This window comes from Kitasatospora sp. SUK 42 (genome assembly GCF_015776785.2).
Lineage (GTDB): Bacteria > Actinomycetota > Actinomycetes > Streptomycetales > Streptomycetaceae > Kitasatospora.
Genome location: NZ_LFMD02000003.1, coordinates 1,196,583 through 1,210,581, shown reverse-complemented (window position 1 = coordinate 1,210,581; position 13,999 = coordinate 1,196,583). Strand labels below are relative to the sequence as shown.

The window sequence follows — 13,999 nt, the reverse complement described above, 5'->3', positions numbered from 1 at the left end:
AAATGTCCCGAGCGCCGAGAATGTGTGATGTTCTACTCGGGGAATGAGCACCCACGACCCCTCAGGCCCCCAGCCGGAGGGGGGCGATCAGCCCTCCTTCGACAAGCAGCCACCGACCCCGGGCGGCGGCACGCCGGAAGGCGAGCAGCCGCGCCCGACCCCGTCCGAGGGCCCCGGTGCCTACCAGGGCACCTACGGCGGAGCCCCCGGCACCGGACCGACCCAGGGTCAGAGCCCGTACGGACAGCAGCCCTACGGCCAGCCCCCACCCGGCTACGGCAGTGGCCCCGGCGCGTACGGCACTCCCGGCGCCGGCCCCGTCCCCGGAATGCCGCCGATCGGCACCTGGCCCAAGCGGATCATCGCCCGCCTGATCGACTACGTCCTCATGCAGATCATCGGCGTCGTGATCGTCGGGCCCTTCAGCGACCTCAGCACGCGCGGCGGCTCGACCGAGGCGTTCTGGCTCGGCTGCGCCCTCTACCTCGTCTACGAGGCCCTGATGCTCAGCCGGGACGGCCAGACCCTCGGCAAGAAGGCGATGAAGATCCGCGTCGCCATGCTGATCGACGGGAGCGCACCCACCCAGTCCGCCGCCTGGACCAGGGCCGCCGTCTTCATCCTCCCGGCCGTGGTCTGCTGCGCCGCCCTGTGGTGGCTCATCGACGGGCTGTTCGGCGTCTTCGACAAGCCCTACCGGCAGTGCATCCACGACAAGGCGGCGAAGACCGTGGTGGTCACCACCGAGGTCTGATCACGGCAGGAAGACAGGGGGGGGACGGCGACGCCCGGCGGCGGATCAGCGCTGCCGGGCGTACCCGTGTCCGGCCGGGGCCGGGGAGCGCTCGGCCGACCCGGAGGACCCCTTGCCCTTGACGGACCCGGCCGCATGGCCGGAGGCGGACGGCGGGAGCACCGTCACCAGGGTGCCGAGTGCCACCGCGAACCCCACCAGCACCGCGACCTCCAGGACGCCCGAGGCGCCCGAGACGGCCAGCAGTGCCACCGTGGTGGCGACGACGGTGAACGTGCCGAGGCAGAACCGGGCAGCGGACGGACGCGGCATGGCGGGGGATCCTTCGCACGTCGGGGGGAACGAGCGGGAGTGGTGCCGGTTCCAGGAGGTCTACCCGGCAAGGGAGTTCAGCAAGTCCAGGCTAGCCCGCAGGCCCGGGGGCACAGGGGGCGCACGGGCTCACCCCGGGGTCGTCCGATCTCCTCGGTACGGTGGGAACCGTCCACGTCACCGTCACCGTCACGCAGACCGGGGGAGCCGACCGTGCCCATTCCCGCCGACTGGCCCGCCACCGAGGCCCAGGCGGTCGCCGAACAGGAACGGCTGCGGCCGCTCGTCCGGGCCGTCGACGACGACACGTCCGAAGGCCGGCTGATCGCCGGAGTCGACGTCGCGTACGACGACGACCACGACCTCGTCGCCGCCGCGGCCGTACTGCTCGACCGCGACACCCTGGACGTCGTCGAGGAGGCCACCGCCGTCGGCCGGATCGCCTTCCCGTACGTCCCCGGACTGCTCGCCTTCCGCGAACTCCCCGCCGTCCTCGACGCACTGGCCGCCCTCGACCGCACCCCCGACACCGTCGTCTGCGACGGCTACGGCCTCGCCCACCCCCGCCGCCTCGGCCTCGCCAGCCACCTCGGCGTCCTCACCGGGCTGCGCACCCTCGGCGTCGCCAAGACCCCCTTCACCTTCGACCACCGCGAACCCGGCCCGGAACGCGGCGCCTGGACCCCGCTCACCGACCCCGTCACCGGCGAGGAGGTCGGCCGGGCGGTGCGCACCCGGCCCGGCGTCAAACCCGTCTTCGTCTCGGTCGGCCACCGCATCGGCCTCGACACCGCCGTCCGCACCACCCTCGACCTCGCCCGCCGCTACCGGCTGCCCGAGACCACCCGGCACGCCGACTCCCTCTGCCGCCGCGCCCTGGCCGAGGCCCGTGGGACCGGGACGCCCTCGAACTGACCACGGCCCGGGCGGACTTCGGGCCCGGTGTGTTAGACATGAGACACCGGGGCCCGGCCCCGACCACCAAGGACGGACGCACGGGGGAGGCGCCGAAGTGGGAGCAGGCACCGGTTCGACCGGCGGATCCGGCCAGGGCTACCGGGTCGAGATCGAACAACTCCGCACCTTCGCAGGCCAAGTACGGCTGTTGCTGAAGGAGTTCGAGAAGGACGCCAACGGTACCGACACCCACGGGCGCAGCGGCCTCGGCAAGCACGCCTTCGGCACCTTCGCCGAGGCCACCGAGATCCACGACCGCTACGGCACCATGCGGGACGCGCTGCGCGACGTGCTCAACCAGCTCCAGGGCGCCATCGACGACGCCCAGAGGAACGCCGAGCTGACCGCGACCAACTACGAGGAACACGACCAGCACACGGCCGGGAAGCTCAAGCTCACCGACGACGGCTGGTCCGTGGCCCGGCCCTCGGCCACCAGCGAGGCCGCGTACCGGGCGAACCAGGTCCCGTCCCAGCGCGGCAACGCCACCATCTGACCCCTCGTCCGACCGGAGGTGAACCACCCGTGGTCTACACCGACTTCACCAAGTACAGCCACGCCCAGCTCCGCAAGATGGCGCAGGCCCTCGACCCCGGCGCGGTGATGGCGGCCGGCGACCCGTGGCGCAAGGCGGCGACCACCCTCAAGGCGATCCGCCAGACCCTCACCAAGGCCAGCACCGAAGCCGCCACCTCCTGGGAGGGCACCACCAGCGACGCCTTCCACACCTCCATGCTCACCCTCGCGGCCAGCATCAACGACGCCGCCGCCTACGCCAACGACGCGGCCAACACCCTCCACAACATGTCCGAGGCGATGGCCAAGGCCAAGCGCGACATGCCCGAGGAACCCGGCAACTGGGACAAGGTCAAGGACACCGTCGGCGACTTCTTCAGCACCGAGGACGACCACATCCAGATCACCGACCGCAAGAAGGCCGAAGCGGCCGCCGTCATGCAGACCCTCGCCATGCACTACCGCATCGCCACCCCCGCCCTGAAGCCCCCGCCGCCCCCGGGCGGCTCGCCGAAGGCTCAGCCGGGCCGGGGGGAAGTGGACGATTCCTCCTCGTCGAGTCCGTCGGCAGACGCTCTGTTGGCGGTTGGAGCGATGGTTGCGGGCTACGGATACGGGAGTTCCGGGGCAGGCGCTGCGTCTTCGGCGGCAACCGCCCCGCAGGCCCGACGTGCGAGTGCCGAGAGCACCCGGCAGTCCGGTCGTACCGCATCGACCGGGGCCGCCACTCCCAAGGACGCCGGAATCAAGGGAGGGGCGGCACAACCGTTGCCGAAGACACCACCTGCAGCCGGTTTCGGCGCAGGGACTGGGATCGACGGCACCAGGCCGGTGCGGGTTCCACCGGGAGCGAGCGTTGCGACTCCGCCGGGAACTCCTACCGTTCCGTCCGGTTTCGGTATTCCGGGCAGCACACCCGGTGGTCCGCCCGGAACGACATTCACCTCCGCGCCGGTCGTCGGCCTGCCAGGGGGCGCGGCGAAATTCGAACCCGATCCCGTAGAAGGCAGGATCCTGCCACGAGACGGAGGCGCTGGTGGTTCCCGTGGTTCGGTACCGGGCCGAGGTGTTGTCGTGGGCTCGGAAGGAAGCCGAGTCGGTGGGGCAGTCGCCGTACCGCCAGGGGGTGCACCGGGGCGTCGGGTCGGCGCTGTCGTCGGCGAGAAGGAGGGACCGATCGCTGGAGCCGGTGGCAAACGCGCCTTCACGGAAGGCGGAACGGGCCTCGGCGCGCGGGGTCGAATGCGGAGCGAGATTGCGGCGGGTGGGATCGCCGGTCAGAGCCCGATGGCTCCGGTGATGGGTGCGGCAGCTTCGAAGAACGAGAAGCAGAAGGGCAAACGGCCGGACTATCTGGTCGAAGACGAGGAGACCTGGGCGTCAGACGAACCGTCCAATCCGAACGTGGTGGAATGATTTCGGGTTCGACCGGGGCAGACGCGTCCGATCGGTCATCCCGCAGGTCGCCGATCTGCGGGATGACTGCTGTGTTGAGGTGGAGTGACCAAGTTTGACGACCGACCGACTGGCGCGTTGCGCGTCCCTGCTGGCAGCAGGGGCGTTGGTATGGGGGATCACGGCTTCACCGGCGGTAGCGGACGACGTCCGGGACAAGCAGTGGCCCATCAGGACCTACGAAGCGGGGGCGAAGCTCTGGTCCGTCAGCCAGGGGGATGGCGTTGTCGTCGCTGTCGTGGATAGTGGCGTCAGGGAGGACCACCAGGACCTCACCGGACAGGTCCTTCCCGGTGCTGACTTCTCCGGGGCCAAGACGGACGGCCGGGTGGACTCCAACGGTCACGGAACGGGCGTTGCAAGCCTCATCGCGGGCCATGGCCATGATGGGCAGTCAGGCGTCGTGGGGCTGGCACCCAAGGCCAAGATCCTGCCGGTCCGTGTGCGGTGGAACGGCGAGGGCGTGGATCTCCGGCAGTCCGACATCGAGTTGGCCGTTCGTTTCGCCGTCGACCATGGTGCGAAGATCATCAATATGTCGATCGGCGGTTATGACCGACTCGACTATGCGGCCCGTAACGCGATCTCCTACGCGGTGTCCAAGGACGTCGTCGTCGTGGCCTCCACTGGGAACAGTGGAGACTCGGCCGCGCCGGTGGAGTACCCCGCGGCGTTCCCCGGGGTCGTGGCTGTGGGCGCGGTCGGGGAGGATGGAAAGCTCTGGGAACGGTCAACCTTCGGCCCGGAGACGACGCTGGTGGCACCGGGCGTGAACATCTCCGAGGCGACCGCCAAATCGACGTCGAGTTATGGGGTCGGCCGTGGCACCTCCGACGCCACCGCCTACGTCTCTGCCACCGCCGCGCTTATCCGTTCCAAGTACCCGGACCTGTCCGCCGGGCAGGTGATCAATCGGATGATCAAGACGGCGACTCCGCCCGCCGATGGGACGGTGGTGCCCAACGTCCACTACGGGTACGGGATCCTCGCGCCGGCGAAGGCGTTGGAGGCGAATCCGGCGGTGGACGGTGGGCCGAAGGAGAATCCGTTGGTGAAGCGGGCGGAGTCGCAGGGGGCGCCGTCGAGTGATGGCGCGGGTGATGCGACGGGTGAGCCGTCGGAGGAGGCCGTGGCGCCGGGGGCGGACGGCGGGGGGAGTGGCGGTGACGGCACCGGACTGGTGATCGGCGCTGGGGTGGCCGGGGTGGTGGTGCTGGGGTTGGTGGTGGCCGTGGTGGTGCGGGTGAGGCGTCGGCCCGGTCGGTGAGTGGGCGGCCATGTGGCGGCCGTCCCGGTGGTGGGCCTGGCGGGCGGGAGCGCGCCGAGTGTTGAGGCGGTGGGGCCGGCAGGGCGGCGTGGCGGTATTTCGGTGCCGGCTGGCGTCATTGCCGCTGGTGGGGTGTGGTGTACGGCGGTCATGCTGGGGCCATGAGCACTCCTGAGAGCCCCGTGAGCGGCCCCGCCGACGTGATCGTTCCGGACACCAAGGACTGGACCTGGGTGCTGGAACGCCCGTGCCCGGACTGCGGGTTGGACACCCCGGCGGTGGTTGCCGCGGACGTCGCCGCGATGGTGCGGGACAACGCGCGGAGCTGGCTGGCGGTGCTGGCCGGGGACGGGGAGGAGCTGCGGCGCCGTCCGAGTGCGGAGGTCTGGTCGGGCCTGGAGTACGCGTGCCATGTGCGGGACGTCTTCCGGCTGTTCCTGGTCCGGCTGGATCTGATGCTCGGCCAGGAGGATCCGCTGTTCCCGAACTGGAACCAGGACGAGACGGCGGTGGCCGAGCGCTACGGGGAGCAGCGGCCGCAGGTGGTGGCCGGGGAGCTGGAGGAGGCCGCGGAGGCGCTGGCGACGGCCTTCGAGTCGGTCGCGGGCGAGCAGTGGGCGCGGACCGGGAACCGCAGTGACGGGGCGCGGTTCACGGTCGAGTCCTTCGCCCGCTACCTGATCCACGACCCGGTGCACCACCTGTACGACGTGACCGGCGAGCGGGTCTGAGCCGGGCCCCGGGGGTCACCAGCCGGTGGCCTCGCGCAGCATGGTGCGCCGGAGCCGTCCGGCCACGCTGGCGGTGTCGGTGCCGATGACGTCGGCGATTTCGGGGGCGGCGAGGCCGACGACGTAGTGCAGGATCGCGAGGTCGTCGTCGGCGGGGTGGCGGTCCGGGGTGACGGGAACCTGCCGGGTGTGTTCCGCGACCGTGGCGCGCAGGATCTGCCAGGCGAGCGCGGTGGGGTTGGGAGTGGTCAGCAACTCGCGCCACTGGACGGCGATTTCCGCGAAGGCCTCTTGGACGGCGGTGGTGGCCTCGCCGTGCCCGGTCAGCCACACCCGGGCATAGCTGAGGTACCGGGGGCGGTGGAGCTCGCAGAAGGCGGCGAACTCCAGTGGTACGTCCTCCGGTTCGCCGGGCTCCTGGGGAGGCCCGGCAGCTCGCGTGTGACGGTTGGTCATCTCGTCTTCTCGGCAAGGGAGATGGGTTTCTTACGGTCGATCATCTGTGCTCACTCTACGGTAGGCCCTCAGTGCGCTGGGTGACCAATTCCGATGGGGCATCCGGATTCCGTCGACCTTCGGCCGGTTTCGTCGGTCGCCGGTGCGGTACGGCGGCGGTACTGCCGGGCGGGAGCCGGCCGGGGCCGGTGGGGCGAGTGCGGCGCAGTGGTGCGGGAGGCTTGGGTGCGAGCGAGTCGCGGCTGGTCAGAGGTGCGGGACGGCGGGGCGCACGGCAGTTGAGGTGCCACCGTAGGGCCTGGCGGGTTCGGCGTCCACGCCCGGGGCGCGAAGTGCCGTCCGCACTACCGCCCGCGCAACCGCACTCACGATGGATCCTGTGTTACGGCGGGTCGTTTTCCCGAGGTTTCCGAGGTGTGCGGGGCCGTTCGGGTGGGGCGTGGCCGGCGGGCGAACGGACGGGCGGGTAGGCGGACGAACGGACGATCCGACGGGATGTCGGATGGGCTGCCGGACGGCCGGGCGCAGCGACCGCACCCCGGCGGCCTGCGGCAACCGGGGCGCGGGGCGGGGCGGGTGGTGCCGCCCGGTCAGGGTGTCGTGCTGGCCTCCATCGGGCAGAACCGGTCGTCGGGGGCGCCGCCCCGTTCGACCTGGGCGGGGAAGGACTCCACGGCTCGGCGCCGGGCCCGCTGGGCGGCCGCGGCCGCGGCCGCAGCCGCCGCAGCTGCCGCGGCGGCCCCCGGGGCGGCCTCCTCGCGCTCGCACCGATGGGCACCGGACGCTGCGGCGGCGTGCGACCCCGAGGCGTGCGACCCCGAGGCGTGCGAACCGGCGGCGTGCGGCCCGGCGGCGTGCGGCCCGGAGCCGAGCGGCCCGGCCGTGTGCGCCCCCGTTGCCCGCCGGCGGCGGCCGAGCGCCGCTCGGGCCGCGTGTTCCTCGGCCGCCTGTCTAGCGGCGAGGTAGGCCTGCACGGCGGCCATGCCGTACACCGGCTGGATGAGTTGGTGTCCCTTGAAGAACGGTCTGGCCGGCGCGAACCCGGCGGCGACCACCAGGTCGCGGATCTCTGCTATCTCGGCCTCGCTGCGGGCGGTGAAGCGGACCTCCCAGCCCTTCTTGTACGTATGGCCCTTTTCACCGGTGCGGCGGGCCGGGTCCGGGCGGCGGACGTATCCGGGCAGACGGCCGAGGCGGAGTTGGGCCGCGCGGAGGCCGGCGGTCTCGTCACGTGACATGACGTAAGCCTAGGCAATTCCGGAGGCGCGATTGACGCTCTGGGGGTCCCTCGCCGTATGCCCTTGATCACTCTGGGTCAGGCGACCAGGTCGTCGATCATTTTCGATCAGATCCGATAGGCATATGAGCGTCATTTACTCCAAATGAGTGAGGGTATGAGGACTTTAGTGCAGGCTGATCCCGGTTTCGCGACGGTTGAGTAACAGTGCGTCAGCCTGCCGCTCGCGGGTCGCGGCGGTTGGGGATGGTGTCGGCATGAGCTACCGGATTCCGTCGCCGCCGCCGTCCCTCGACGAGTTGGCGAAGCGTCAGCAGAACGTCGTCACCGCGAGCCAGCTGCGCGCCCGGGGCGTGCCGGCCCGGATCATCACCGGGCACTGTCGCCGGGGCGGTCCCTGGCAGCGACTGCTGCCCCGGGTCTACCTGTTGCAGTCCGGCGAGCCCACCCCGGAGCAGCGGATGTGGGCCGCGCTGCTGTACGCGGCGCAGAGCGGCCGGGAGGAGGGGTGCCGCGCGGGCGCGGTGATCACCGGTGCGGCCGCGCTCTCGCTGTACGGCTTCGCCGCGGTTCCCCGGCTGCCCGCGGTGACCGGGGTGGACGTCCTGGTGCCCCGGCAGCGTCGACTCAAGGACGCCGGGGAGGTGCGGATCCGGCGCACCGAACGGGAGTTGGAGGCCCGTTCGGTGCACGGCCTGGCCTGCGCGCCGGTCGCCCGGGCGGTCGCGGACGCGCTCTGCGAGTGGACGGCGGACCGGGAGGCCCCGGCGCCGGTGCGCGAGGTGCTGCGGGAGGCCGTCTCCCGGCCGGAGAACCGCTGTACCGTCCGGGAGTTGGCCGTCGAGCTGGTCGAGTCCGGGCTGACCGGTGAGCCCCGGGTGCGCGCGGCTCTGGACGAACTCCTCGCCGAGGAGCGGGACCTGATCCTGGAGCAGGTCGGCAGCCTGGTGGACGAGTGGCTGCTGCCCGCCCCGCTGAACGCCCCCGAGCTGCGGATGCGCGGCGGCACGTACATCGCCGTCCCGGACCTCTACTGGCCCGAGCGCGGCGTCGCGGTGGAGGTGGACCCGGACCTGCGCTGCGTCAGCGAGGGCGAGGCCGCCTGGGTGCGCGGCGGCCAGCACCGGATGGAGTACCTGGGCATCCGCGTGGTGTACGTCTCCGGGGCCCGGCTGGCGGCGGACCCGGAGGCGGTCGGCGGGGAGCTGCGCGAGGCCTACCGGGCCGGCGGGACGGACGTGGTGGAGCTGCTGGTGGTCTGAGGAGCCGAGTCCCGAACACCGCCGCGCCCGAGCACCGGCCCGCCCGAACACCGCCGCGCCCGAGCACCGCCGCGCCCGAACAGCGGCGCCCCCGAACAGCGGCCCGCCCGAACAGCGGCCCGCCCGAACAGCGGCGCCCCCGAACAGCAGCACTCCCGAGCAACGCCCCCGCCCGAGGGCCGGTCCTACGAACGCACCACCGGCGCGCCGACCAGCTCGACCCCGGCCGCCCGCAGCTCCTCCAGCGCGGCGGCGGTGGTCTCCGGCGCCACCCCGGCGGTGAGGTCGAGCAGCACCCGGGTGGTGAAGCCGGCCCGCGCGGCGTCCAGGGCGGTGGCCCGGACGCAGTGGTCGGTGGCGATGCCGACCACGTCGACCTCGTCGACCTGCCGGTCGCGCAGCCACTCCACCGGGCCGCGGCTGTTCTCGTCCAGCCCCTCGAATCCGCTGTAGGCCGCCGAGTAGGCGCCCTTGTCGAACACCGCCTCGACCGCGCCGGAGATCACCGCGGGCGCGAAGTTGGGGTGGAAGCCCACGCCCTCGGTGCCGGCCACGCAGTGCGGCGGCCAGCTGTCGACGTAGTCGGGCTCGGCGGAGAAGTGCGGGCCCGGGTCGATGTGGTGGTCGCGGGTGGCGAGGATGTGCTGGTAGCCGGGGGAGGACTCGGCGATCAGGTCGGTGATGGCGGCGGCCACCTCGGCGCCTCCGGTGACGGCCAGGCTGCCGCCCTCGCAGAAGTCGTTCTGCACGTCGACGACGATCAGTGCCCGGTGCATGGCTCGCATTCCTCGGCTGTGGGGGGCGGTGTGCCCCGGCGGTGGGGCCCGGGGGGAGACCCGGACCCCTGGGATCGGGGGGTGGAGAACCCTACGGTCGACTCTAGGGAGTGGCGCGCGGAGGCGGAAGGCCCCCGCCTGACCGGGGTCAGACGATCAGTTCGGTGGGGATGACCGGGTCCCCCTTGGAGAGCTGGGTGGCCGACAGCGGCAGCGCGGCCCGGGCGCGGACGTGCCGCTCGCGGGCGGCGCTCAGCGGCTCCCGGCCGACGGTCTCGCCGGCCCGCACCAGCGGCACCTGCATCAGGTGCGGCTCCAGCTCGGCCGGGACCGGCCCGGTGCCGACCACCTCGGCCTCGGCGACGCCCTCGCCGTCGGGCCGGCGGGCCGCCCACTTGCGGCCGCCGATGCTGGTCTTGCCGCCGGCCGCGCGCTTGGCCACCGGCACCAGCGGCCCGCCGTCCTGCTCGGCGCGGGCGACGAGCTTGTAGACCATCGCGCAGGTCGGGTGGCCGCTGCCGGTGACCAGGCTGGTGCCGACGCCGTAGCCGTTCACCGGGGCGGCGGCCAGCGCGGCGATCGCGTACTCGTCGAGGTCCGAGGTGACGATGATCCGGGTCCGTTCGGCGCCGAGCTCGTCCAGTTGGCGGCGGACCCGGTGGGCCAGCAGGGTGAGGTCGCCGGAGTCGATCCGGACGGCGCCGAGCTCGGGGCCGGCCACCTCGACGGCGGTCCGTACCGCCTCGCGCAGGTCGAAGGTGTCGACCAGCAGGGTGGTGCCCTTGCCCATGGAGGCGATCTGCGCCCGGAAGGCGTCGCGCTCGCTGTCGTGCACCAGGGTGAAGGCGTGCGCGGCGGTGCCGGTGGTCGGGATGCCGTGGGTGAAGCCGGCTTCGAGGTCGGAGGTGGCGGCGAAGCCGGCCACGTAGGCGGCCCGGGCGGCGGACACCGCGGCCTGCTCGTGGGCCCGGCGGGCGCCCATCTCGATCACCGGACGGCCGCCGGCCGCGGCGGTCATCCGGGAGGCGGCGGCCGCGATCGCCGAGTCGTGGTTGAGGATCGACAGGATCACCGTCTCCAGGATCACCGCCTCGGCGAAGCTGCCCTCGACGGTGAGCAGCGGCGAGCCGGGGAAGTAGACCTCGCCCTCGGGGTAGCCGTGGATGTCGCCGGAGAAGCGGTAGTCGGCGAGGAAGCGCAGGGTGTCGTCCTCGACCACGCCCTGGTCGGCCAGCCAGTCCAGTTGGGCGCTGGTGAAGCGGAAGTTCTCGACGGCGTCCAGCACCCGGCCGGTGCCGGCCATGACGCCGTAGCGGCGGCCGCCCGGCAGGCGGCGGGTGAACACCTCGAAGACGGAGCTGCGGTGCGCGGCCCCGCTGCGCAGGGCGGCCTGCAGCATGGTGAGCTCGTAGCGGTCGGTGAGCAGCGCGGTCGAGCCGGCCGCGCGCACTGAAGTGGCGTCCATGCGGATGATGCTACTACCACTTAGCGTCAGACTGACGATTTCTCGTGGTGTGATCCGGGCCGGAATCGCCCGGGTGTCCCCCGGATGGCAGCATGGGCCTTGAAGGGGTTACGGACGAGTGTGCAACGAGGAGGCCAGCCGGTGAGTGTCGCTCCCGTGGAGATCGAGCGCCCGGAGGTCGAGGGGCAGCCGGTGACCGAGCCGGACACGCCCTGGGTGACCATCGTGCACAACGACCCGGTCAATCTCATGAGCTACGTCCAGCACGTCTTCCAGGCCTACTTCGGCTACCCGAAGGACAAGGCCCGGAAGCTCATGATGGACGTGCACACCAAGGGTCGGGCGGTGGTCTCCAGTGGCTCCCGCGAGGAGATGGAACGTGACGTGCAGGCGATGCACGGCTACGGCCTGTGGGCGACGCTGCAGCACGACTGACCGTACGCCGAGCGCACACACGACCGACCGGGCGACCGGCCGCCGGTGCGGCGGCGTGGCCGAACACGACGAAGACGGGCTGACCGATACAGATGGCTGGGTTGTTCGAGAGCACCGGCGGTGGCGGCGCGGCGATCGCGCTGGACGAGGTGGAGGCCTCCATCCTGCGCTCGCTGGAAGTGCAGATGCTGGAGCTGATCGGCCCCGGCCCGGGCGGGGAGGGCGGCGACCCGCTGGCCGCGCTGTTCGCCGAGGGCCCGACCGAGGCGCCCGCGGACCCGGTGCTGGCCCGGCTCTTCCCGGACGCCTACGGCGACCCGGCCGCCCCGGCGGACGCCGAGACGCAGGCCGCCTCGGGCGAGTTCCGCCGCTACACCGAGCTCGACCTGCGGGCCCGCAAGCGGGAGGACGCGCTCCAGGTGATCCGGACCCTGGACGGTCTCGGTGGCGAAGGGGTGCTCAAGCTGGCCACGCCCGACTGCCTGCGGTGGCTGGGCGCGCTGAACGACCTGCGGCTGGCCCTCGGGGTCAGGCTGGAGGTCACCGAGGAGGACGAACAGGGCCTGTACGCGCTGCCGGACGGCGACCAGCGCAAGCCGCTGGTGATGGCCTACCTGTGGCTGGGAGCGCTCCAGGAATCGTTGCTGGAGGCGATCGCCGACTGATCGCGGACGGTTTCCGTCCGCTTTCCCGGGTGATCCTGCCCGATCTCGGGCAAGCCCCGGCCGTTCCGTCCAGCATGTGGATGATCGGTCGGGGTATTTTCATATAAATCGGGCAAACCCTAGCAGGTCATGCTCAAATATCGCTCAGATGAACACCGCTATCCGGACTCTGCGTGGTACGACTTCACCCCACCCACGAGACCGACCCAGGACGGTGACCATGGCCGAGCAGCTCTACGACCAAGTGGTCGACAGCAAGCCGGACGAGGAGGGCTACCAGCGGGGGCTGGGCAGCCGCCAGATCCAGATGATCGCGATCGGCGGCGCGATCGGCACCGGTCTGTTCCTCGGCGCCGGCACCGCGATATCGCGGTCCGGACCCAGCCTGGTCCTTTCCTACGCCGTGGCCGGCCTGGTGATCTTCGTGATCATGCGGGCCCTCGGCGAACTCCTCACGTACCGCCCGGTGTCCGGCAGCTTCGCCGAGTACGCCCGGGAGTTCCTCGGCCCCTTCGCCGGCTACGTCACCGGCTGGACCTACTGGCTGTTCTGGGTCGTCACCGGCATGGCCGAGACCACCGCCGCCGCCGTGTACGTCAGGTTCTGGGCGCCCGAGATCCCGCAGTGGGCCAGCGCGTTGACCTTCCTGGTCATCCTCTACGCCGCCAACCTGATCTCGGTGAAGCTGTTCGGCGAGATCGAGTTCTGGTTCTCCATGGTCAAGGTCACCGCCATCATCGGCATGATCCTGATCGGCATCGGCGTGCTGACCCTCGGCTTCAGCAAGGCCGGTGACACCGCGTCGATCACCCACCTGTGGCACGACGGCGGCTTCTTCCCCAAGGGCCTCGGCGCCACCGTGATGACCCTGCAGATCGTCATGTTCGCCTACCTGGGCGTCGAACTCGTCGGCGTCACCGCGGGTGAGAGCGAGAACCCCGAGAAGAACCTGCCCCGGGCCATCAACACCCTGCCCTGGCGCATCATGCTGTTCTACATCGGCGCCCTGGTGATCATCCTCGCGCTCGTGCCCTGGACCGAATTCCAGCCCGGCGTCAGCCCGTTCGTCGCCGCCTTCGGCAAGATCGGGATCCCGGCGGCGGCCGGCATCATCAACTTCGTGGTGCTCACCGCCGCCCTCTCCTCCTGCAACTCCGGGATGTACTCCACCGGGCGCATGCTGCGCGACCTCGCCCTGCGCGGCCAGGCCCCCGTACGCCTCACCAGCCTCAACGCGCGCCGCACCCCGGCCATCGCGATAACCTTCTCCTGTCTGCTGATGGGCGTCGGTGTGGTGCTCAACTACCTCGTCCCGGCGCGGGCGTTCGAGTACATCACCTCGGTCGCCACGGTCTGCGGCCTGTGGACCTGGGCGATGATCCTGGTCTCCCAGATCCGCTACCGCCGCGCCTGGAAGGCCGGCCACCTGCCGCCACCCAGCTTCAAGGCCCCGGGCGGTGTCTGGGTCAGCTGGTCCGCGCTCGCCTTCCTGGTCCTGGTCGTGGTGCTGATCGCCCTGGACACCACCAACCGGATCTCGCTCTACGTCTTCCCCTGCTGGGCCGTGGTGCTGGTGGTCGGCTACGTGGTGATCAGGCGCCACAACCCGCAGGCCGTCCACGGTCGGCCGCACGACCACATACACGCCCGCAACGGCGGCTGAACCGCCGCCCGGCCCGCACCCCGCGACCGGGTGGCGGACGCCCGGTGA

At 71.6% G+C, this 13,999-nt stretch carries 15 protein-coding genes; 10 read left to right on the top strand and 5 right to left on the bottom strand.

What is annotated here, in order from left to right:
• Positions 1-43 precede the first annotated feature (43 nt).
• Positions 44-754 carry an RDD family protein gene (locus tag RZ50_RS15140; RefSeq protein ID WP_196949386.1) on the top strand — a complete coding sequence of 237 codons (711 nt, stop codon included), beginning with the start codon at positions 44-46 and terminating at the stop codon, positions 752-754.
• A 45-nt stretch (positions 755-799) separates the two neighbouring features.
• Here the strand turns inward: RZ50_RS15140 and RZ50_RS29175 are convergent, their stop codons facing one another.
• A complete protein-coding gene (locus tag RZ50_RS29175) occupies positions 800-1,066 on the bottom strand; it encodes a hypothetical protein (protein WP_254802499.1) in 267 nt (88 codons plus the stop codon).
• 213 nt (positions 1,067-1,279) lie between these two features.
• On the opposite strand from RZ50_RS29175, the gene RZ50_RS29170 reads away from it, so the two are divergent.
• The 5 genes from RZ50_RS29170 (at position 1,280) to RZ50_RS15115 (ending at position 5,992) form a co-directional block, all read left to right on the top strand.
• Complete coding sequence (locus RZ50_RS29170; RefSeq protein ID WP_308271643.1) at positions 1,280-1,981, top strand: endonuclease V; 702 nt, start codon at positions 1,280-1,282, stop codon at positions 1,979-1,981.
• A gap of 97 nt (positions 1,982-2,078) precedes the next feature.
• On the top strand, positions 2,079-2,519 hold the full coding sequence (locus tag RZ50_RS15130) for a hypothetical protein (RefSeq protein WP_196949388.1): 441 nt from the start codon (positions 2,079-2,081) through the stop codon (positions 2,517-2,519).
• Between the two features lie 29 nt (positions 2,520-2,548).
• On the top strand, positions 2,549-3,955 hold the full coding sequence (locus RZ50_RS15125; RefSeq protein ID WP_196949389.1) for a WXG100 family type VII secretion target: 1,407 nt from the start codon (positions 2,549-2,551) through the stop codon (positions 3,953-3,955).
• Between the two features lie 94 nt (positions 3,956-4,049).
• Entirely contained in the window at positions 4,050-5,261 is a 1,212-nt protein-coding gene (locus tag RZ50_RS15120) for a S8 family serine peptidase (protein ID WP_196949390.1), read from the top strand.
• A gap of 161 nt (positions 5,262-5,422) precedes the next feature.
• Entirely contained in the window at positions 5,423-5,992 is a 570-nt protein-coding gene (locus RZ50_RS15115; protein WP_254802498.1) for a DinB family protein, read from the top strand.
• Between the two features lie 15 nt (positions 5,993-6,007).
• On the opposite strand, the gene RZ50_RS15110 is transcribed toward RZ50_RS15115, so the two are convergent.
• Both RZ50_RS15110 and RZ50_RS15105 read right to left on the bottom strand, forming a co-directional pair.
• Complete coding sequence (locus RZ50_RS15110) at positions 6,008-6,448, bottom strand: hypothetical protein (RefSeq protein ID WP_196949391.1); 441 nt, start codon at positions 6,446-6,448, stop codon at positions 6,008-6,010.
• A 590-nt stretch (positions 6,449-7,038) separates the two neighbouring features.
• Entirely contained in the window at positions 7,039-7,686 is a 648-nt protein-coding gene (locus RZ50_RS15105) for a hypothetical protein (RefSeq protein WP_217680543.1), read from the bottom strand.
• Positions 7,687-7,942: 256 nt separating this feature from the next.
• On the opposite strand from RZ50_RS15105, the gene RZ50_RS15100 reads away from it, so the two are divergent.
• Positions 7,943-8,947, top strand: a complete 1,005-nt coding sequence (locus RZ50_RS15100) for a hypothetical protein (RefSeq protein ID WP_196952333.1) — start codon at positions 7,943-7,945, stop codon at positions 8,945-8,947.
• Between the two features lie 185 nt (positions 8,948-9,132).
• On the opposite strand, the gene RZ50_RS15095 is transcribed toward RZ50_RS15100, so the two are convergent.
• Positions 9,133-9,723 carry an isochorismatase family protein gene (locus RZ50_RS15095; protein WP_196952334.1) on the bottom strand — a complete coding sequence of 197 codons (591 nt, stop codon included), beginning with the start codon at positions 9,721-9,723 and terminating at the stop codon, positions 9,133-9,135.
• A 148-nt stretch (positions 9,724-9,871) separates the two neighbouring features.
• A complete protein-coding gene (locus RZ50_RS15090) occupies positions 9,872-11,188 on the bottom strand; it encodes a nicotinate phosphoribosyltransferase (protein ID WP_196952335.1) in 1,317 nt (438 codons plus the stop codon).
• A gap of 141 nt (positions 11,189-11,329) precedes the next feature.
• Between RZ50_RS15090 and clpS the strand changes: the two genes are divergently transcribed.
• The 3 genes from clpS (at position 11,330) to RZ50_RS15075 (ending at position 13,951) form a co-directional block, all read left to right on the top strand.
• The gene (gene clpS / locus RZ50_RS15085) at positions 11,330-11,623 is read left to right on the top strand and encodes an ATP-dependent Clp protease adapter ClpS (RefSeq protein WP_196952336.1); all 294 of its coding nucleotides are present in this window, start codon (positions 11,330-11,332) and stop codon (positions 11,621-11,623) included.
• Between the two features lie 92 nt (positions 11,624-11,715).
• Complete coding sequence (locus RZ50_RS15080; RefSeq protein ID WP_196952337.1) at positions 11,716-12,288, top strand: DUF2017 domain-containing protein; 573 nt, start codon at positions 11,716-11,718, stop codon at positions 12,286-12,288.
• A gap of 220 nt (positions 12,289-12,508) precedes the next feature.
• A complete protein-coding gene (locus RZ50_RS15075) occupies positions 12,509-13,951 on the top strand; it encodes an amino acid permease (protein WP_196952338.1) in 1,443 nt (480 codons plus the stop codon).
• The last annotated feature ends 48 nt before the right edge of the window (positions 13,952-13,999 follow it).

What these genes read in the sequence shown, in the direction of transcription:
- RZ50_RS15140 (WP_196949386.1), top strand. Translation starts at nt 44, where the DNA reads ATGAGCACCCACGACCCCTCAGGCCCCCAGCCGGAGGGGGGCGATCAG.
- RZ50_RS29175 (WP_254802499.1), bottom strand. Translation starts at nt 1,066, where the DNA reads ATGCCGCGTCCGTCCGCTGCCCGGTTCTGCCTCGGCACGTTCACCGTC.
- RZ50_RS15115 (WP_254802498.1), top strand. Translation starts at nt 5,423, where the DNA reads ATGAGCACTCCTGAGAGCCCCGTGAGCGGCCCCGCCGACGTGATCGTT.
- RZ50_RS15110 (WP_196949391.1), bottom strand. Translation starts at nt 6,448, where the DNA reads ATGACCAACCGTCACACGCGAGCTGCCGGGCCTCCCCAGGAGCCCGGC.
- RZ50_RS15105 (WP_217680543.1), bottom strand. Translation starts at nt 7,686, where the DNA reads ATGTCACGTGACGAGACCGCCGGCCTCCGCGCGGCCCAACTCCGCCTC.
- RZ50_RS15100 (WP_196952333.1), top strand. Translation starts at nt 7,943, where the DNA reads ATGAGCTACCGGATTCCGTCGCCGCCGCCGTCCCTCGACGAGTTGGCG.
- RZ50_RS15095 (WP_196952334.1), bottom strand. Translation starts at nt 9,723, where the DNA reads ATGCACCGGGCACTGATCGTCGTCGACGTGCAGAACGACTTCTGCGAG.
- RZ50_RS15090 (WP_196952335.1), bottom strand. Translation starts at nt 11,188, where the DNA reads ATGGACGCCACTTCAGTGCGCGCGGCCGGCTCGACCGCGCTGCTCACC.
- RZ50_RS15080 (WP_196952337.1), top strand. Translation starts at nt 11,716, where the DNA reads ATGGCTGGGTTGTTCGAGAGCACCGGCGGTGGCGGCGCGGCGATCGCG.
- RZ50_RS15075 (WP_196952338.1), top strand. Translation starts at nt 12,509, where the DNA reads ATGGCCGAGCAGCTCTACGACCAAGTGGTCGACAGCAAGCCGGACGAG.